At 36.8% G+C, this 19,801-nt stretch carries 19 protein-coding genes, 1 tRNA gene and 1 other annotated feature; of the genes, 6 read left to right on the top strand and 14 right to left on the bottom strand.

Annotated elements, in window-relative coordinates:
• Positions 1-15: 15 nt before the first annotated feature.
• The 4 genes from PEPE_RS03240 to asnB are packed head-to-tail and all read right to left on the bottom strand — an operon-like array spanning position 16 to position 5,404.
• Positions 16-723: an aspartate/glutamate racemase family protein gene (locus PEPE_RS03240; protein WP_002833762.1), complete on the bottom strand. Its 708-nt coding sequence runs from the start codon at positions 721-723 to the stop codon at positions 16-18.
• Positions 724-728: 5 nt separating this feature from the next.
• Entirely contained in the window at positions 729-1,985 is a 1,257-nt protein-coding gene (locus PEPE_RS03235; protein ID WP_011673191.1) for a carboxylate--amine ligase, read from the bottom strand.
• Complete coding sequence (locus tag PEPE_RS03230) at positions 1,985-3,508, bottom strand: UDP-N-acetylmuramoyl-L-alanyl-D-glutamate--2,6-diaminopimelate ligase (RefSeq protein ID WP_002833760.1); 1,524 nt, start codon at positions 3,506-3,508, stop codon at positions 1,985-1,987. The genes PEPE_RS03235 and PEPE_RS03230 overlap by 1 nt, the downstream gene beginning before the upstream one ends.
• A gap of 15 nt (positions 3,509-3,523) precedes the next feature.
• On the bottom strand, positions 3,524-5,404 hold the full coding sequence (gene asnB, locus PEPE_RS03225) for an asparagine synthase (glutamine-hydrolyzing) (RefSeq protein ID WP_002833758.1): 1,881 nt from the start codon (positions 5,402-5,404) through the stop codon (positions 3,524-3,526).
• A 336-nt stretch (positions 5,405-5,740) separates the two neighbouring features.
• Between asnB and PEPE_RS03220 the strand changes: the two genes are divergently transcribed.
• Positions 5,741-6,250, top strand: coding sequence for a DUF308 domain-containing protein (locus PEPE_RS03220; protein WP_011673190.1), 510 nt, complete (start codon positions 5,741-5,743; stop codon positions 6,248-6,250).
• 79 nt (positions 6,251-6,329) lie between these two features.
• On the opposite strand, the gene PEPE_RS03215 is transcribed toward PEPE_RS03220, so the two are convergent.
• Positions 6,330-6,971 (bottom strand): carbonic anhydrase family protein, encoded by a 642-nt coding sequence (locus PEPE_RS03215; protein ID WP_232625436.1) that lies wholly within the window; start codon positions 6,969-6,971, stop codon positions 6,330-6,332.
• Positions 6,972-7,150: 179 nt separating this feature from the next.
• Positions 7,151-7,234: transfer RNA gene (locus PEPE_RS03210), tRNA-Leu, on the bottom strand.
• Positions 7,235-7,405: 171 nt separating this feature from the next.
• On the opposite strand from PEPE_RS03210, the gene PEPE_RS03205 reads away from it, so the two are divergent.
• On the top strand, positions 7,406-7,630 hold the full coding sequence (locus PEPE_RS03205; RefSeq protein WP_002833755.1) for a hypothetical protein: 225 nt from the start codon (positions 7,406-7,408) through the stop codon (positions 7,628-7,630).
• 99 nt (positions 7,631-7,729) lie between these two features.
• On the opposite strand, the gene PEPE_RS03200 is transcribed toward PEPE_RS03205, so the two are convergent.
• From PEPE_RS03200 to PEPE_RS03185, 3 genes are all read right to left on the bottom strand, one after another.
• Positions 7,730-8,008 (bottom strand): hypothetical protein, encoded by a 279-nt coding sequence (locus tag PEPE_RS03200; RefSeq protein ID WP_011673189.1) that lies wholly within the window; start codon positions 8,006-8,008, stop codon positions 7,730-7,732.
• A complete protein-coding gene (locus PEPE_RS03195) occupies positions 8,009-8,224 on the bottom strand; it encodes a hypothetical protein (RefSeq protein WP_002833753.1) in 216 nt (71 codons plus the stop codon).
• 201 nt (positions 8,225-8,425) lie between these two features.
• Positions 8,426-9,247: a Cof-type HAD-IIB family hydrolase gene (locus PEPE_RS03185; protein ID WP_002833752.1), complete on the bottom strand. Its 822-nt coding sequence runs from the start codon at positions 9,245-9,247 to the stop codon at positions 8,426-8,428.
• 244 nt (positions 9,248-9,491) lie between these two features.
• Between PEPE_RS03185 and PEPE_RS03180 the strand changes: the two genes are divergently transcribed.
• Positions 9,492-10,151, top strand: coding sequence for a deoxynucleoside kinase (locus tag PEPE_RS03180; RefSeq protein WP_002833751.1), 660 nt, complete (start codon positions 9,492-9,494; stop codon positions 10,149-10,151).
• A 77-nt stretch (positions 10,152-10,228) separates the two neighbouring features.
• Here the strand turns inward: PEPE_RS03180 and PEPE_RS03175 are convergent, their stop codons facing one another.
• Positions 10,229-10,681 carry a universal stress protein gene (locus tag PEPE_RS03175; RefSeq protein WP_002833750.1) on the bottom strand — a complete coding sequence of 151 codons (453 nt, stop codon included), beginning with the start codon at positions 10,679-10,681 and terminating at the stop codon, positions 10,229-10,231.
• A 134-nt stretch (positions 10,682-10,815) separates the two neighbouring features.
• Between PEPE_RS03175 and PEPE_RS03170 the strand changes: the two genes are divergently transcribed.
• Complete coding sequence (locus tag PEPE_RS03170) at positions 10,816-11,655, top strand: NAD(P)H-hydrate dehydratase (protein ID WP_002833749.1); 840 nt, start codon at positions 10,816-10,818, stop codon at positions 11,653-11,655.
• Positions 11,656-11,677: 22 nt separating this feature from the next.
• On the opposite strand, the gene PEPE_RS03165 is transcribed toward PEPE_RS03170, so the two are convergent.
• The 3 genes from PEPE_RS03165 to leuS form a co-directional block, all read right to left on the bottom strand.
• On the bottom strand, positions 11,678-12,397 hold the full coding sequence (locus tag PEPE_RS03165) for a 16S rRNA pseudouridine(516) synthase (protein WP_002833748.1): 720 nt from the start codon (positions 12,395-12,397) through the stop codon (positions 11,678-11,680).
• An 8-nt stretch (positions 12,398-12,405) separates the two neighbouring features.
• Positions 12,406-14,091, bottom strand: a complete 1,686-nt coding sequence (locus PEPE_RS03160) for a putative polysaccharide biosynthesis protein (RefSeq protein WP_011673187.1) — start codon at positions 14,089-14,091, stop codon at positions 12,406-12,408.
• A gap of 203 nt (positions 14,092-14,294) precedes the next feature.
• Positions 14,295-16,712 (bottom strand): leucine--tRNA ligase, encoded by a 2,418-nt coding sequence (gene leuS, locus PEPE_RS03155; RefSeq protein ID WP_002833746.1) that lies wholly within the window; start codon positions 16,710-16,712, stop codon positions 14,295-14,297.
• A 59-nt stretch (positions 16,713-16,771) separates the two neighbouring features.
• Positions 16,772-16,978 (bottom strand) — a binding site (T-box leader).
• An 80-nt stretch (positions 16,979-17,058) separates the two neighbouring features.
• On the opposite strand from leuS, the gene PEPE_RS03150 reads away from it, so the two are divergent.
• Positions 17,059-17,691: a phosphatase PAP2 family protein gene (locus PEPE_RS03150; RefSeq protein ID WP_011673186.1), complete on the top strand. Its 633-nt coding sequence runs from the start codon at positions 17,059-17,061 to the stop codon at positions 17,689-17,691.
• Positions 17,684-18,247 carry a class I SAM-dependent methyltransferase gene (locus PEPE_RS03145; protein ID WP_002833744.1) on the top strand — a complete coding sequence of 188 codons (564 nt, stop codon included), beginning with the start codon at positions 17,684-17,686 and terminating at the stop codon, positions 18,245-18,247. The genes PEPE_RS03150 and PEPE_RS03145 overlap by 8 nt, the downstream gene beginning before the upstream one ends.
• A gap of 46 nt (positions 18,248-18,293) precedes the next feature.
• On the opposite strand, the gene PEPE_RS03140 is transcribed toward PEPE_RS03145, so the two are convergent.
• Complete coding sequence (locus PEPE_RS03140; RefSeq protein WP_011673185.1) at positions 18,294-19,760, bottom strand: MDR family MFS transporter; 1,467 nt, start codon at positions 19,758-19,760, stop codon at positions 18,294-18,296.
• Positions 19,761-19,801: the final 41 nt, after the last annotated feature.

Here is a 19,801-nt window from a genome sequence, read left to right as displayed (position 1 = left end):
TCCCAACTTTTATTTTTACTTTCTTAGTTTCAAAGCCATTTCGATCGATTTATCTACTAATACCGATTGTGAATCTGCAACCGGAAAACTGTGATCATGAGCCATTTCCTGAGCATACGATAATTCAGTACAACCTAAAATTACCACATCGGCTCCTTGTTCTTCTACCATCATTTTTAGAATATGATAGAAAAGCTCAGCATCGACTAGATTTTGTTCTTTGATATCATCAAAAATTAACTTGCTAGTTAAATCCTGAATTGCTTTAGTTGGTTTAACAACTTCAAAACCTTCAGCTAACAATTCACGGTCATAAATTCCATCACTAGTCGTTCCAGGTGTCCCAATAATCCCGATTTTTTTAGCATTTGGATACTGCTCTTTGATATGTTTTACAGTTTCGCGGGGCATATGCACAATGGGCACATCCGTTGCTTTTTGCAAATCATCATAGAAAAAGTGTGCAGTATTACAGGCAATTACAAAAAAGGCTGGATTCAGCTTGCTTTGTTCTTGAATGTCCTCTAATAAATCTGGGTAAGGGTTTGGTTGCGAATGGTCCATTAAATAGGTTGAACGATCCGGAACTGTAGCATGGTTTACTAAAATGTAATTTAAATAATCTTGATCGCGATGGGTAGGAGTTCTAGCATTTAATAACCTAATGTAACTTTCAGTTGCTGGAGTCCCCATTCCACCAATAATCGTAAAGAATTTTTTCACAGGTCTTACCCCTTATTTTCCTTAAAATACTTCCTAAAGTTCTTAACATAATTATGGTTCATCCACCACATTAATAAGCTACGCTTAAAGTTCATATCCTCATCGTAGATAGCGGTAAATCCATATTGATCATTGTTAATTAGTTCAAGCGCCTTTTGCTTATCATCATTATTTTTAGCATACTTTTTGAAGACCTTAACTGGAACGCCCAACCATAACTTCCAGTTGCCTGGAACATCATTAGCGTATACAGTTTCACGATCAGCCAACGCATTGTTAACTCGGTCTTCAACCACCCAACGAGCTAGGTTGTATCCATTTAATGTAACAAAGAAGCTACTACGGCCTTGACGAATATTGATTTCAAATAATTTAAACTTACCATCCCGACTGTCATATTTCATATCAAAGTTGGCATATCCAACGTAATTGATACTTTCAAGAAAGTTTTTAACCGTGTCATAAATTTCTTGGTTAAATTCAGGAATAATTGCTACGTAGTTTCCAATTGCTGATGGAGCTGGATCCTCCAATAATGGATGACCTAAACACATCATTTTTACTTGATGATTTTGATCAACATAAGCATTCAAAACTCGCATGTTGCTATCATCACCTGGAATAAAATCTTGTAAAATCAAATCAGAAGTATAGCCATTGTCATAGATTTTACCAATGACTTCATCAAGTTCTGCTTGAGTTTTAATTCTGAAAGCTTTTTTACGACCTTCAAAATGAATATCGAGCCATTCTACACTGTCAGCTGGCTTCAAAGCAACTGGAAATTCAAAAGGTGAGATGAATTTCTCACCACTTTCATATTGTGCCTTCGTAATAAAATGGGTTGCTGGATATGGTAAATTATATTCATCACAAATTGAATAAAAACGTTCTTTATTATTCAATTGTTTCAATAAATCATAATCGATGTAGGGACAGATGAAAGTTTTTGACAACTCTTCTTTATGCTTTGAAATCAATTCAGCATAGCCATCGCCCATCCCTAGTAAAACAACCTTCTCGTCAGAATTTTCGTATTTTTTAGCAATTTTACGCATTGATTCAATAAAAACAGGGTCTTCTGAAAAACCAGGAATAATATCAACATTCACGATTTTAGTAAAACGTGTGGGTGCTAGCACGGTCCCGGCATACGCTTGAACACGTCTTCCTGTAATTTCGTAAAATGAACGAGCCATCCCATAAGCATTAAAATCACTACCTAATAGAATTGGCGTAAAATTGTTAGTTGGTCTTTCCATTAACTTAATCCCCTCTTCACTTCTTCTGCTACTCCCATATCAGTTGGCCAAGGAGTATCTACCCCTCCAACTTTTTGGTATGGATCTTCACCTTTTCCGGCAAGCACGACCACATCTTTCTCACTACTATTCATAATCGCTTGCTCGATTGCATCGTGTCGGTCAAGTACCTGACGAACTTCAACTGTACCAGGTTTAATATTATCCATAATTTGCTGGATAATTTGTTCTGGATCTTCAAAAGCTGGATCATCCGTTGTCAAATAAGCAATATCTGCTTGTTCACTCAACGCTTGACCGAACCCAGCTCTTCTCGAAATCCCTTTATCACCAGGACTTCCAACCACCACGATAACCTTACCATCGTGATATTGATGCTTTAAGAATTTTAATAGTGCGTGCAAACTAGCATAATTGTGTGCATAATCTACAAAAACCACTCCATGTCCTGGAACATTTAGATGTTCCATACGACCTGGAATCACGATTGATTTTAGTGGTAACACTGCATCCTGATAAGTAACGTCTGCAAGGGCAGCAGCAATAATGGCAGCCGTTGCATTACTTTGATTGTAATCGCCCGCCACATTTAAATCGTAATCACCTGCCACGTGGAATGCTTCTGCTTTTGAACTGCTTTCAACCAAAGTGAATCGATTGGAAGTAAGATCATCTTCTTCATCTTGAATTAAGAAATCTACTCCACCATTTTCAACATCTGCACTAAACAAATAAATTTGTTCCGGATCAGTTGTTGCTTTTGCAGCGCCAAAAACATCATCAAAACGATCTGTATCTGCATCAATAATACAACGTTTAGAGTTAACCATTAATTGTAATTTGCAATGCAAGTAATCTTCAAAATCTTTGTGCTCATTGCGCCCAATGTGATCCGGCGTAATGTTTAAAAAGATTCCACAATCAAATTTTAATCCATAAACCCGGTCTCTTAAATAAGCTTGCGAAGACACTTCCATTACCAGATATTTCATCCCATTATCCACAGCGACTCGCATATCATGGAATAAATTCATTGATTCTGGTGTGGTTAAATCTGATTTAAATTGGTCCTCAGGCTTGGGTCCCACAATTCGATCAATTGTTGAAAATAGAGCCACTTGGTTTGGATACTTTTGATTCAAAATTGAGTGTGCAAAGTAAGCTGAACTGGTCTTACCCTTCGTTCCCGTAATCCCGATAATAAACAAGTCATTTTGCGGAAAATTGTAATAAGTAGCCGAAAGAACCGCCATGGCTCTTGTAACATTCGTTACAATAATCGCAGTCATGCCGGTTCCTTCTGGATATTCATTCTCAGACACATAAGTGGTAGCACCATTTTGGCGGGCTACTGATAAATACTCTGGTTTGAAATTTCCTTTGCAAAAGAACATATAACCTGGCTTTACGGTTCTAGAATCATAAGATATTCCAGTATTTGCAACTGTTTTAGTTGATTTGATTTCTTTTAATAAATCATGTTCTGTAAGGATTGCCTTAACAGTGGCAATTTCAAGGTCCATCTATTTCATCTCCACCTATACTTGAGTTCTCTTAACTAAATCTATTGTATTAGTATTGGTATCTTCTGGGAAGAAAACTCCATACCATAAAATAAATGTGTAAATTGTGAAAATCTTTTGCATACTTGATTTTCCGTTAACATGTTCATCAAGAATATGCATTAAAGCTTCTGGCTTAAAGAATTTCTTAGCAATGTCTGAATTGAAAGCTGCTTCAATTCGTTTACGATACTTATCTTCTTTAATCCAGTTGGCGATTGGAGATGGGAAACCAAGTTTTTCCTTCTTAGCTACTCGTTCTGGTAATTCAGCTTCTGCAGCACGACGAAGAGATACCTTAGTTTCTTCTTTATGAATTCGAGTCTTAATTGGCATGGTTGCAGCAAATTTGGCTACTTCCCGGTCAACCAACGGTGTCCGAACTTCTAGTGAGTTAGCCATACTCATTCGATCAGCTTTGTGCAAGATATCAAATGGAAGCCAAGTATTGATGTCAAAGTATTGCATTTGAGTCATCTCATCTTTGCCCTTCACTTCGTCAAAGATATGTTGTGTATAAGCTCCTGAATCAACATTCAAAGCTGGATTACGTAAAATTTGATCACGTTCTTGTTGATTAAATACGTAATTTACGCGGTAATAGCGTTCACTAAGTGGCTGAGCCCCACGCATCAAGAAACGACGTCCATGGAAACGAGGAAGACCTGAAACTGCCTTAGCCAACCCTTTTCGAATAAAGCTAGGAACCATCTTTTGGTAACGTTCAAATGTGAAAGCTTCTAGATAAGTATTGTATCCACCAAAGAATTCATCGGCACCTTCTCCTGAAAGAGCCACTTTGACATTCTTACGAGTACCTTTGGAAAGATAGAATAATTGCATTGCTGATGGATTTGATAGTGGTTCATCCATGTAGTACATGATGGTTGGCAAAATATCAAAGTAATCATCACCATCCATGTAGAGTGGTGTATTCTTTTGATTGATTTCCTTAGCAAATTCAGTTGAGTAACTTAATTCACTATACTTAGAATTTCTAAATCCAAGTGAGAAAGATTGGATAGGTTTAAGTTTAGCAGCTTCTGCTAAAACATAACTTGAATCAATTCCACTAGATAAGAAACTACCAACTTCAACGTCTGCAATCATATGTGCATCTACAGAGTCACTAACAATCTTTCGAATTTTCTTTGAATCTTCTTCGATAGTTTGTGATTCGTCGATATGGTCGTAGTTAAATTTAAAGTAAGTATGGGTTTCTGTTTTACCATTTTTATGAATGAAGTAAGTTCCTGGAAGAAGCTTGTAAACATTCTTAAACATCGTTTCTTTAGAAGGAATAAATTCAAAACTTAAGTGGATTGGTAATAGTTCTTCATTGAATTCCTTCACAAAGTTTGGATGTTCTAGGAATGATTTGATTTCTGAACCCCAAAGGAACGTTTTATCATCATCGTAGTAGTAAAGAGGCTTGATTCCAAAATGATCACGAGCACCAAATACTTCTTGTTTTTCTTTATCATAAATTACAAAGGCAAACATCCCACGAAGTTTTTTAAGTAATTCTGGTCCCCATGCGTCATAACCATGGATTAGGACTTCTGAATCAACATCCGTTCTAAATTCATATCCTAATTCTTTTAGTTCTTCACGAACTTGTTTGTAGTTATAAATTTCACCATTGAAAGTTAATACTTTAGTTTCAGCACTATTCATCATGGGTTGACGTCCGTGTGCCAAATCAATAATTGATAGGCGACGGAATCCCATTGACGCATTTTCATCTTGGAAAAATGCTTCATCGTCTGGTCCTCGGTGTTTAATTCGATCGGCCATTGACTTGATTGTGTCTTTATTTACATTAGCTTGATTAATGTAACCAGCAAATCCGCACATTTTGTAATCCCCTTTTATTTTTCAAATATATACATATCGTTCTATAATTCCAGTAACAGATAACATTTTAGCAAAAATTAGAAACCAATACTACTACCGTTAATTATTCTTAAATATGTTAACTGGAAAATAAAACGTTGCATCAACAATTAATCGTGATTTCGAATTCTTATTGTTTGAACAATTCAACCAATCTCTCTAAAATGAAGCTAACTAGATTAGTGTCGGATAGTAGTACTTTAGCCTTTAAGATACTACTTTTAAAATTCGATGTACAATTTAGCTCTTTCCAACCTTTTTTGGCTGAATAAAAACTTCAAGAAAGTAGTGATTTAGATGGAAAATCGTATTAATAAGTTTGATCCGTTTGCTCTAATTTTAGGTGTTTTGTTTATTGTGATTGCTATTTTTTCAATCAAAAACCCTTTATCAACTTTTAGGATGGTGATTATCATCGCCGCCATTGCGTCCTTATCTACGGGATTTTATAAATTATTTTGGATCCGACCTTTTCTTGGTAAAACTACTTGGTTGACCCTAAATGCCGTACTTGACATCATCGTCGGATTTCTAATGTTATTCAATGATTCGTTTGGTATGGTCTATGTTTCAGTCTTGATTGCTTTAATGTTTTTAGGTGATTCCTTCACCACCCTTTGGCTGGCTAATTATATTAGAAATTTTAGCCACAAATATTTTGTTTTAGATGTATTTATCTCAATCTTAGGTATTATCCTAGGAATTGTTTTACTATTCTCACCCCTTATTACTGCAATCTCCATTTCTATGATGATTGCTCTATTATTTTTGATTTTTGGAATTTCTTTAATTATCCATGCAATATAAAAGCTGGTGTCATCGAAAGTATTCTCAATGATTGTTTAGTCATTGTCTCTGTTACTTTCGTTGACACCAGCTTTTTAGCTTAAATTTCATATTTTTCAATTTTTCGGTGGTTTAATTTTTGCAGTTCTCGATTATTTTGTTCCTTAAATGTCGCCATATAGAGATTAAGTTGATCAATATCAATCATTTGGGCTTGCTCAAATACCACCCACTCTACGCCCTCCGTTAATGGAGGAGTAGTCAATGAACCTATGTAGCGATAAAAATAACCCCTTTTTGGAATCAAATCATCTAAAAGTATGAATTGTTCCACTTTATTATCATCCATAGCCGTTAATATTTTTTCAAAAGTAGCATTTTTAGCCCCCAACTTAAAGGTCACACTGACCACTAAAGGCTGTCTGAGGCAACCATAATGGACGAAGTGGGCCTCTAGTACTCGCGGTGTAGCCTCACCCTTAAAGCAATGTTCTGCTGGATGATGGAAATGAACCTCCTCCAGCTGGAAGCTTCGTTGATCTGCTTCCATTTTCCCATTAGCAGTTAACGATAAACTATTATAATTTTTATGTAATTCTGTTGCAGTATAATTTTTCAACCCATCCACAATCTGATTTTTCTTAGCTTTTAACTTTGCCGTTTCAATTAGAATTGGTGATTGGGTTTCTCGAGCCTCTGATTCCCACTGATCTTGTTGAGTATACTTTAGTTTTCGCATCATCTATTCCTTTCAAAAAAATCAATTACAGCATCAGTATACTTTTTATCTAATTTTACGCCAGTTTTTTGCTCAGGGTAAATCTTCAACGATGTGAATCATTTCACCAACACAAAAAAACTAGAAGTTAAATTTCTCAATTAATTTCTAGTTTCCTTTAATTTATATACGTTAAAATTATATGCCACAGACAAGATTCGAACTTGCACATAGTTGCCTATACAGCGACCTGAACGCTGCGCGTCTGCCAATTCCGCCACTGTGGCTTAACAAACACATTTTACACCTCCCCTTATTAAAAGTGAACAAATATTTTTTCTTTGTCGCAAAATGAGCATATTTTTACTCTTTATCAGTATTATTAGCACTGGAAATGACCACAAATAAGATATAATATCAATAAATAAGATATAATAGACACAAGGAGTTGAGATGACGTGGTAAACACATTCCAAGCTAATCGGATCGTTAAATGTTATAAATCCAACGACCTCTCGAAACCTTTCGTTGGAAAAATTAGCGATGTGATTGATAATGATGCAATTGTAGACATTCTAGACTATGATCCTAGCGACCGTTATGCCGCTTATAAAGTTAATTATACCGTGCGGGTTAAAATTTGTGATATCGTTCCCCTCGAAGTTAAACGCCATACCCAATAAGCGATTATTGTGGCTAATAAGTCCTTTAATATGTTACAGAAAAATCAATTAAGTATCGAAAAAAGAAACAGGATTTACAATCCTGTTTCTTAGTCGTTTCTATTTATCAATTAAGATTACTGTACCATAACCATGGACTACCAAAAACTTGGGTGCTCCATTGACTTCTACTACTTCTGTATTGTACTTTAAGCCGATAATTCCGTCGCCTTCAAGCAAATCAGCTTTCTTTTTCAACTTTTGTTTTGCTTCATCAAATAGTTGATCAAACATATTGTACTTATCGATGTCTTCGGAAGCTAACATCAAGCTACTGGTTGCTTCAACCACGTCCTTAATTGTATAACCGGCATTGATACCTTCGGTTGTGATAAACATTTATTTTTCCCCCTGCTGCTTTTCTTCCTCTTTTTGTTGCTTAGCAAATTCTTGCATTCGTGTTCGAATTTCAATCACCGCAGTTACAATCATTGAAAATAAAAATCCAATGACCCACATAATTACCAATGGTGCCCCGCTCATGTGCGTAAATTCCGTCACGAGTACCAAAATTACCGCCACAATCAAGGGAATCCCAATTTTCAATGTCTTCATTGCTTTCTCCCATTTTTCTTAACATCTGTCAGTCGAGTTGAGAAATATTGAATATACCAAGTCAGAATTATCCCAACAATTATTATAATAATAAATTTATTCGTTTTACTCAACGATGACACCCAAGTCATTATCATAATAATCGTTGATAGGATCAGTAAAATTAGCGAACTTCGGTAATAAGTCTTTTTTTGCATGCTACTATTCCCCTAATACAAATTTATTAATTGCCTCAGCCACACCCGTTTCATAATTTCCTTTAGCAATATATTTAGCATTTGCTTTAGCAGATGCACTAGCATTGGAAACTACCACAGGAAGTCCCACACTCTTGAGCATTGCTACATCATTGTTATTATCGCCCAATGCCATTATTTCATCCGCTTTTATACCTAAATGCCGTCCAAGTTCTAGACTAGCTTGACCCTTATCGACACCTTTTAAATTAAATTCAGTATATCGGTCTGAAGAAAAAGTAGCATTCACATCGAAATTAACTTTATCTAGTACTTCTGCTTTAATCTGTTTTCTCTTATTAAAATCAGGATTCATCGTAATTATTTTAAAAATTGGTTCATCTTTTAATGTATCCAGATTATCATGCTCAAATCTAATGGTACGGACCCCACGACTACGAATATATTCATTATCTTCTTCAACTTCATTAAATACATAAACATCATTTAACGTATAAATATGCGTCGAATTCTCCAAATGCTGCTTGGTTATATCAAAAATCTGAGTGGCTTGCTCAAATGAAAATGCATTAGCTTGGATTACATCAAAATTTTGATTTTCGACGATTACTCCACCATTATATGAAATCACAAATTCATTTGCTTTCCCTTTCAACCCCAAAGTTTCTAATAAAGGTTGTACCGATTCAAATCCACGTCCGGTATTAGGGACAAACTTAACTCCTTTTTGAGTTGCTTTTTTAATAGCTTCAATGTTTTCTTCCGAAACATTTCCATCTGGTCCTACTAAAGTTTCATCTAAATCACTAACGATTAGTTTTATCATAAAATTCTTCCTCACAATCTAACATATCTCTAGCCTATCGAATTTGGTAGCGCTTTTCAAATAATAATTAACTTTTTAAGTAAACCATTTCATTTTTGGGTATTCAAATACTAAGCAGTTTTTTAAATAAAATTCAAGCTTGTTTTGCGCTCCAATTCTTTATACAATATGTTGTGGCTGTTTAAAGATTTAGGATTTATTAATACTAGATTTCGGCAAAAAAAAATGGAAAAGGGAGCATTTTATGGTGATAATTACAGCAGGAATGATCGGCGTCGGTAAAACTACATTAACAGGGAAAATTGCTGACTACTATGGAACAAAGGCGTTCTACGAACCAGTTGGAGACAATCCCGTTTTACCACTCTATTATTCTGACCAAAAAAGTTATGGATTCTTACTTCAAATTTATTTTTTGAATAAACGATTCCAAATGATCAAAAAGGCTTTGACTGATGATAATAATGTATTAGACCGTTCAATCTACGAAGATGCTCTATTCACACGTGAAAACAACAAAGAAGGTAACATTACGGATACTGAATTTGAAGTTTACATGAACCTTCTTGATAACATGATGAGTGAGCTTCAAAATCTACCTAAGAAAGCACCAGATTTGATGGTCTATGCTGAAACAGATTTTGATACCATCCTCTATCGTATTCGTAAACGTGGGCGTGACTATGAACAATTCGATAACAATCCTGAATTGGAATCTTACTACTATAAGATGTGGTCAGCTTACAAGACATGGTACGAAGAATATGATGTTGGTCCTAAAATGAAAATTGATTTACAAAAGTACGATTTAAGTAACGAAGAAAACGTTAAAATCATCCTTAAACAAATCAATGCTAAACTTAAAGAAGTTCGGGTTGAAGAACCTATGCATAAAGCAATCTAATTTAAAATGACCTCAATTGTCGTTCCACTCTAGTTTAAAACTAAAGTGCCGACAATTGAGGTCATTTTGTTTATCATTTAATTTTTAACAATCATAACGTCTGTAGGTGAATTTTCGACTACATAACTAGCCGTTGAACCGATAAATACTTGAGCGACCTTGCCTAATCCAGTCGCACCTAAAACGATTAGATCGATATCGTATTCTTTAGGCAATTCACGGCTTAACATTGATTTAGGACTACCAATTTTAAGGGCAATTTCCACATCTTCAACGCCTTTTTCGTTAGCTTTTTGTTTCAAAACTTCAAGTTTTTCTTCCCTAGAACGAAGAATGTCCTCAATGTCATCATCTGTTGAAACAACACCAAAGCCAAGGGAAACACTCTCAGTGTTAGCGTGTTGCCTTTTTACTACATGAGCAATAATAAGTTTTGCATCGTTCCTCTTTGCAACCTCAATTACTCGATCAAAAGCTGCCATTGATTCTGGTGAACCATCATAGCCAAATAAAATTTTTTTATAATCCATATTACACACCAACCTTTCATCTTCTATTATAACAATTTAGCGCTTACATAATAGAGTTTTATGCATTTTCTTCGATTTTTATTTTGCATGTTTTATGCTGGTTTGCGATATACTACCTTTACGAGGTGATTACAATGTTAAAGATTAATCAGGACGGATTGAACAACTTATGGCCCGTCCGTTCCAATGATAGTCACAAAGGAAGTTATGGTCGGATTTTAATCGTAGCTGGTAATGATCAATACGGAGGCGCTGGAATTTTATCAAGTTCAGCGGCAGTTTATGCTGGAGGTGGATTAGTAACCTTAGCAACGGATAAAACTAACTTTACGGCTGTCCGCTCCACTCTAGCCGAAGTTATGTTGCTCGATTTCTTAGATTTTGATGCTTTAAAAGCAGCCCTAAAAAAATCAACGGGAGTGGTAATCGGTCCGGGATTGGGAACTAATGCTACTAGCTTAAAAATTTTAAAATTTGTCTTAGACCACGTTCAACCCCAAACACCTTTAGTTATTGATGGTTCAGCGATTGATTTGATTGCTACCCATCAAATTCAGGTAGATCATCCCCAAACTATTTTTACTCCTCACCAAATGGAATGGCAACGACTTTCCGGAATAAAGATAGTAGATCAAAACCCCTCGCTAAATCAACGTGCAGTTGACCGTTTAAAAGCAATGGTAGTTCTAAAGCATTATGAAACTGAAATTTACGCTCCTCACACCGACTTTCGCCAAATTATGGCTGGTAACCCTGGGATGGCAACAGGTGGTTCAGGAGACGCCTTAACTGGAGTAATTATTGCGTTAGTAAACCAAGTCGACTCTTTGGCCTTAGGTGTTACCTTAGGAACCTTCTTACACAGTTATACCGCCGATCAAATTTATCAAAAAGAAGCGGTTGTTTTGCCCCATCGCTTAATTCGTCGTCTCCCCTTCACACTAAAACAACTTCAAAAAAATAAGCTACTATGATTTTTGTCATAGTAGCTTATTTTTAACCTTCAACTAACCGATTAATTTCATCATCCGTTAATTCTCGATAAGTTCCGGGAAGTAATCCCACATCTAATTCTAAAGGACCAAAGGAAGTCCTTCGAAGAGTGACCACTTTCTCACCTAGGCTACCAAACATTCGGCGAACCTGATGATACTTTCCTTCTTTTAGGACTACCTTAACCACTGTTTGATCATCTAATTCTGAATAGTGTTCAATGATCAGTTGCGCTGGTTTTAACGTAGTACCATCCCTTAAGGTGATTCCTTTTTGAAATTCTTCGACAGCTTGATCGGTGATTTTTCCAGTCACCACCGCCTCGTAAGTTTTATCAACGTGCCGCTCTGGTGCTAATAAATCATGCGCTAACTGCCCGTTATTAGTGATTAGCAGTAAGCCTTGGGTATCTTTATCCAATCTTCCGACTGGAAATAAATCATTTCGGAGATCGACCTTGTTGAATAAATCCATAACGGTTTTTTGTTTACGATCTTCCGTAGCAGTTAAGACTCCCAATGGTTTGTTCATCATGAAATAGAAATATTGTTGATACTCAATCACTTGGTCTTTTAATCTAACCTCATCAACCACTGGATCCACTTTAACTCGCCCAGTTTTAACGACCGTATCGTTAACAAAGATTAGCTTGTCTTTAATCATTTTTCGAATTTGGGTTCGCGTTCCCATATTCATGTCATGTAAAAATTTATCTACTCGCATGTCTACTCCTAACTAATCTTTAGCATTCGACGTAAGCCAGCTGCCCGTGCCCCCACAATTTCATCCGCTAGGCGGCTCTTTAATACAAAGTAGAGATAAAATGCTCCACCTAAAACTACGGCCGCAGCTATAACTAGTAACGATTGTACTTTACTGGCTGGATCCATCACTATGTATAATCCATTAGTTACGACCATTGCAATCAAGAATGTTCCAAAAGCATAAGTGATGATTTTTCCAATAAATGTATTAATTCGACGATAATCTAAGCCATATTCCAAGTTGATATGCCGTAAAATCATCCAATTCACTACCATAAATCCAATAGCCGTTGAAATTAATGAACCCACTGCTGAAAATAATGCCACCATGGGAAATTGGAAAATAAATTTAACAATCATTCCGACACAGAAATACTTCACGGCTAAGACATTTTCACCAATTCCTTGCATAATAGCCGAAATCACTGTAAATAATCCTAAAACAATTGCTACATAAGAATTAAATTGTAAAATGGCAGTTCCTACATCACTTAGATGATAGAACAGCGTGTATGCTGGTTGAGCTACCGCAGCCATCCCTAAAGCAGCTGGAATCATCAAAAATGCAAAGAGCAAAATTGAATCCGTTACTTGTCGACTAATTTCTGCTCGATCGCCCCTAGTTTTGGCTTCCGATAAAATCGGTACGGAAGTGACGGCCATCGCTGACGCTAATGAAATAACAATCATTACCAGTTTGTTAGCATTAAAAGCAAAGATTGCGTACATATTATTTAAGACGGCAGTCGAATAGTCACTCACCGCATTCATAATCCGGAAAAAGGTGTATTGGTCGATTAATTGGAAAATTGTAATAGCTGATCCAATAATAATAAAAGGTACAGCTTGAGCAATAATTTCTTTATATAGCGTTGACGTTGAAACTACCAGTTCATTGGCACTATGCTGTGACAAATAGGAAAGTCGCTTACGGTATTTAATGAAATAAATCCCAAGCACTAATAATCCACCTAATGCACCAATAAAAGCCGCAAAGGTTGATTGTGAAACGCCATAAACCCAATCGCCTTGACCGCTTTTTCCCATAATAAAGTAGGCGGTTGTTAGCATATAAATCACTCGGGCTAATTGCTCAATAAATTGAGAAACGGCTGATGGTCCCATTTCTTGGTAACCTTGGAAAAAGCCCCGAGTCAAACTCATCGTAGGAATTACTAACACTGCCCAAGCCAACGCATGGAGAACCGTAATTACGTTCGGGTCACCATCTTTTAAAAATGGAGCGCCAAAATACAGAATTGCGGCACAGATAATTCCCGTTCCGACGGATAACAAAAGTCCCCGCTTATACAAACGTTGCCCCAACGCAAACTCATTAATTGCGTTGTAATGGGATACCTGCTTGGAAATCGCAGATGGAATTCCTGCAATCGCAGCAATTAGAAAGAAACTATAAATATTATATCCTTTAGTAAAAAGAGCGTTCGCTTGGTCACTATAAACACCAAACCAAATTACCCATGGGATAATATAAATGGCGCCTAATATTCTAGAAAAGATACTTCCGGCGGTCATCCACGCCGAACCTTCGAGCATCTTTGCTTTGGATGAAGATTTTCCTGAATTATCTCTTAAGGGTTGTGAACCCATATAGAGAGACTCTGAATTATCCATTTCAGATTGCTTATCCATTTATAAAAACCTACTTTCTCTAGTCAATCTACACTATTTTAATACAATTCATACCTCCGATACAATTAAATTTACGCTGATAGCTCAGCTAACACTTAAAAAATCCACCAAACTCCCAAAATTAGTTCATTTTCCAAACTATTTTTCTACAAAAAAAGGGTCCACGATGCTGTTAAAACATCTGGACCCTACTTTTGATTTAGTTAGCCTACTACGATATTAACAATCTTGTTAGGAATAACAATTACCTTACGAACAGTCTTATCTGCCGTCCATTGTTGAATCTTAGCATCAGCTAACGCTAATTTTTCAAGTTCTTCTTTGGCGATATCCTTGTCAACGGTAATCTTACTCCGAACTTTACCATTAACTTGTAGAATGACTTGAACTGTAGCTTCTACTAACTTACTTTCATCATATGTTGGCCATTCAGCGTATGAAATACCACCTTCGTGACCTAGCAAACTCCAAAGTTCTTCAGCAACGTGCGGAATAATTGGAGCTAACATCTTAACTAATCCTTCCATATATACTGCTGGAAGTTTATCAGCCTTGTATGCTTCATTAACAAAGACCATCATTTGTGAAATAGCCGTGTTAAAGCGCATGTTTTCATAATCATCAGTTACCTTCTTAACAGTTTGGTTATAAATCATATCCAAACTGCCATCATTTTCAGTAACAATATGATCACGCAATTGGTTTTCGTCGTCAATCATCAAGCGCCAGACGCGGTCAATCCACTTACGACTTCCGTTAAGCCCATCTTCACTCCAGGCGACTGATTCTGTCAGAGGTCCCATGAACATTTCGTATAATCGTAAAGTATCCGCTCCAAAGCGCTCAACAATATCATCTGGATTAACCACGTTCCCTTTTGACTTAGACATCTTCTCATGATTGCTACCGAGAATCATCCCTTGGTTAACCAATTTTTGGAATGGTTCCTTAGTTGGTACAACTCCTAGATCATATAAAACTTTGTGCCAGAAACGTGCATAAAGTAAATGAAGTACCGCATGTTCAGCTCCACCAACATATAAGTCGACTGGTAACCATTCTTTAAGTAAATCTTCGTCAGCAATCTTTTGATCATTCTTAGGATCAACGTAACGGAGGAAGTACCATGAACTACCCGCCCATTGTGGCATTGTATTAGTTTCCCGGCGACCCTTACGTCCATTTTCATCAACTACGTTTACCCAATCATCTAAATTAGCTAATGGGCTTTCTCCGGTACCGGAAGGACGAATGTCAGTTGCAGCTGGGAGTCTCAATGGCAATTCATCTTCAGGAATCAAAGTTGTTTCTCCATCTTCCCAATGAATTACAGGGATTGGTTCACCCCAGTAGCGTTGGCGAGAGAAGACCCAGTCACGAAGACGATAGTTAACCTTCTTATGACCAACTCCATGTTCTTCCAACCAGCTAATCATGGTATCAATAGCCGTCTGCTTATCCATCCCATCTAGGAATCCAGAGTTAATTAGCCCGCCTTCGCTGTCCAATACTCCATCTTCAAGATTGCCACCTTCATAAACTGGCACCATATCTATCTTGAATTTCTTAGCAAATTCGTAGTCACGGCCATCATGAGCAGGAACAGCCATCACTGCTCCAGTTCCGTATGAAGCCAATACGTAATCACTAATCCAAACTGGAATTTTCTTACCATTAACAGGGTTAACCGCGTATGCTCCCGTGAAGACTCCCGTCTTGTCTTTATTCAAATCCGTCCGTTCAAGATCTGATTTAGTTGCAACAGCTTTCTTGTATTCTTCAACGGCAGCTTTACTTTCTGGAGTTGTAATTTGGTCAACGAGGTCATGTTCTGGTGAAATTACCAAGTATGTTGCGCCAAATAATGTATCTGGACGCGTTGTAAATACTTCAATTTGTTTTTCGCTATCTTCAACATTAAAGAAGACGCTAGCCCCCACTGAACGACCAATCCAGTTTTTTTGCATTTCTTTAATACTATCGGGCCAATCTACCAGGTCCAAATCGTCAATCAAACGGTCGGCGTAAGCTGTAATTTTAAGAATCCATTGTTTCATTGGTTTACGATAAACGGGGAACCCACCACGTTCTGTCTTACCATCCACAACTTCTTCGTTAGCAACTACCGTTCCACCCATTAAATCAGGAGCCCAGTTTACCAGCGTTTCTTTTTCATAAGCTAAGCCCTTCTTGTAGAGTTGCTCAAAAATCCATTGAGTCCACTTGTAGTAAGCTGGATCAGTTGTATTAACTTCTCGCGACCAGTCATAAGAAAAACCAAGTGATTGGATTTGACGCTTAAAGTTTTGAATATTCTTAGCTGTAAAATCACGCGGATTGTTACCCGTCTTCATCGCATATTGTTCTGCTGGAAGACCAAAAGCATCCCATCCCATTGGATGAAGTACTTTGTAACCTTGCATACGTTTCATTCGTGACATAATATCTGTTGCTGTATATCCTTCAGGATGGCCCACATGGAGTCCTTGACCTGATGGATAAGGGAACATGTCTAATGCATAATATTTGGGTTTGTCTGCATCTTCGACCGTCTTAAAAGTCTCATTGTCGCTCCAGAATTGCTGCCACTTCTGTTCGATATCTTTATGATTATAAGCCATAGTTTCCTCCATTATTATATTTGTCGATAAAAAAAAACCTAAGGATTCTAAAAAAGAATCCTTAGGACGAAAAGTTCCGCGGTACCACCTATGTTTTGCAAAATGCACACTTGAATACCTTAACGCGGAAAACGACAATCTCTACTTAGGTTCAAGATTGTTAATTTTAAAGACGAGTTCGTTGAAAGTCATTCCGAATTTCCACTAGCCATTCGGTCTCTTAAAATATCCATCCCAACTACTACTTCTTTTATCGACAATATTTAGTTAGGTTTATCATACCAATCTCCACGCTTCATTACAACTCAATATGCTAAAATTAATTATGAAGTTAAAGGAGAAACGTATGCACAGCAGAAAATATACTCATTTATTAATCAATATTCTACCTACGCTTTTATTTATCTTAATCGTAAGTTTAGTTATTTTTAAGCCCAGCTGGGTACACGCCTATGACAACAGCATCAGTAGTCTGGTGCAATCTGTCCGAACGCCTGGATTCAATCAAGTGGTCAGCATCTATACCCAGCTAGGTAATTCTATTCCTTACATAATTATCAGCTTGATAGTCTGCTTAATTTTAATTCTAAAGCACCTAAAGAAAGCCGCTTTATTCTTGGCTTGTAATATTGTCCTCGGAAATGGACTTAATCATTTAATTAAACAAATCATTCAACGCCAACGCCCCGAATTCCGTTTAATCAGTATTGGTGGTTATAGTTTTCCTAGTGGTCATTCAGTGGCGGCTATGGTTTTATTTGGAAGCCTAATTTTTATCACTTTCCAAGTTGTCCATCATCAATTAAAACGAAACTTACTAGCATTAATCTACTTAATTCTAATGCTAGGCATTGGCCTATCCCGAATTTATTTAAACGTTCATTTTCCAACGGATGTTACGGCGGGATTCTTACTTGGTTTAATCGTTCTTCAATTTACAACCTATCTCTTTTATGGAAGGAAAATTAAAAATGCTTGATAATGCCATGCAATACAGTCATCAATTACTAACTGAAATTGTTCAACCCGGCGATGTGGTAATCGATGCCACTATGGGAAATGGTCATGACACTTTATTTTTAAGTGAATTGGTTCAAAGCACTGGCCGAGTTTTTAGTTTTGATGTTCAAAAAGCAGCTTTAGAGCAAACTCGAGCTCTGTTTGAGCACCAGCATCAAACCTTAATTAATGTTGAACTAATCCATGCTAGTCATGATCAAATTGACCATTATGTCACCGAACCCATTACTGGGGCCATCTTTAATCTAGGATATTTACCGGGCGGAGATAAATCAATTATTACTCATCCCACTTCCACTATCTCGGCAGTCCAACAAAGTTTAAATCAGTTAAAAATTGGTGGTCGTATTATCCTAGTTTGTTACTACGGTCATCCTGGAGGTCAAGAAGAATTACAACAATTACTTTCATTTGTAGCTGAACTCGACCAACATCACTATTCGTGTTTACGCTATGAATTCATCAACCAGATTAATAATCCGCCCATTTTATTGTGTATTGAGCGTAAAAAATAATGGATTTAGAAGGCTAGCCTCTCAGCTAGGTTCTAAATCCATTTTTTTAAATATTATCTTTTGAGCGACGGTCAAACGCATTAATGATTAAAGCAACCACAATCAAAATAAAGCAACCAATGTAGATATTATGCAAAGCTTGATATAAAACATTTCTCAACGTTGGCAATAAAGTTTCTGGTAAAGTTTTAGCCGTTTGAGGATTGATAACTTTGTTCATCATATCCATATTAATTTTAGGGTTCGCCTTAACTCCGGCATTCATCGTCCCATTCATAATGATTCCGAAAACGGACATCATAATGGTTTGGCCCAGTGTCTTAGCCAAAGTATTAAAGGAAGTTGCTACCCCAATCCGATCTTTAGTTACTAATTGCTGTGAAATTACTAATGTGGAAGTAATTGTAATTCCAAAACCAACTCCTAAAATAGCTGCAATAAAGAAGAAAGCCAAGAACGGTGTTGAAGCCGGTACTAAAGCTAATAATAAGCTACCAACAGCTAGGATTGATAAACTAATGGTCAAGATCTGATTGGCCTTTAATTTAACAATCATCCGTCCTGCTAAGAATGAACCGAAAATCCATAAAATTGAACTTGGAGTTACTGCAAATCCAGCTAATGAAGCTGGCACTCCTAAAATTCCTTGTGTCCAGCTTGGTAAGTAAACTTCGAAACCAATCAACAAACCAGAGACCAACATCGTCGCCACATTTTGAATTACAAATGTGCGGTTGTTAAACAAATCTAGGAAAATAATGGGATCTTCCGCCCGTTTTTCTTGACGAATAAATAAGCCAGCTCCCACGATGAAAATCACAAACGAAATCACCAATGTAATCCATGAGAATGAACTTTCACCCATCAATTGGAAACCGTACATTAGTCCCAGTAAAGCTACCATTAACCAAAAACTACCTAGGTAGTCAATTTTCTTGCTATGGACACTAACCTCTTCTTTAAGGAAGAACTGAATTAAAAAGATGGTGATAATTCCAATCGGTAAATTGATAAAGAAAATCCAATGCCAACTTAGATTATCAACAATAAAGCCTCCTAATAGCGGAGCAATAATAGAAGCAATTCCCCATGCTGAACCATTTAGTCCCATTACCTTGGCCCGTTTTTCAATCGGATAAATATCAGCAATAATGGTATTAGAAACCGGCATAATCGATCCAGCCCCGATTCCTTGCAATGCGCGCCATAAAATCAAGAAACCCATTGAGTGGGCCATCCCACTTAACATCGAGCCAATCAAAAATATAATAATTCCAAAAATAAACACTCGTTTACGACCGAAAATATCAGACAACTTCCCGTAAATTGGGGTAAATATTGCATTAGTTAGTAGGAAAATTGAAATAACCCAATTCATCAAACTAACGCCATGTAAATCTCCTACAATGGTCGGCATCGCTGTTGAAACAATTGTTCCTTCAATCGCCGACATAAAAGTTGCAACAAAAATAGCGACTGTTACAACGACCACATTTGTTTGTTTTTTCTCCATTTATTACCTCTCAACCAATATAATAGCCGTGTTAATATCCG

The sequence above is a fragment of the Pediococcus pentosaceus ATCC 25745 genome (assembly GCF_000014505.1).
In the GTDB taxonomy this organism is placed as follows: Bacteria; Bacillota; Bacilli; order Lactobacillales; family Lactobacillaceae; genus Pediococcus; species Pediococcus pentosaceus.
Note: the sequence above shows the minus strand (reverse complement) of the source record. Positions and strands in the feature narration are given on the sequence as shown.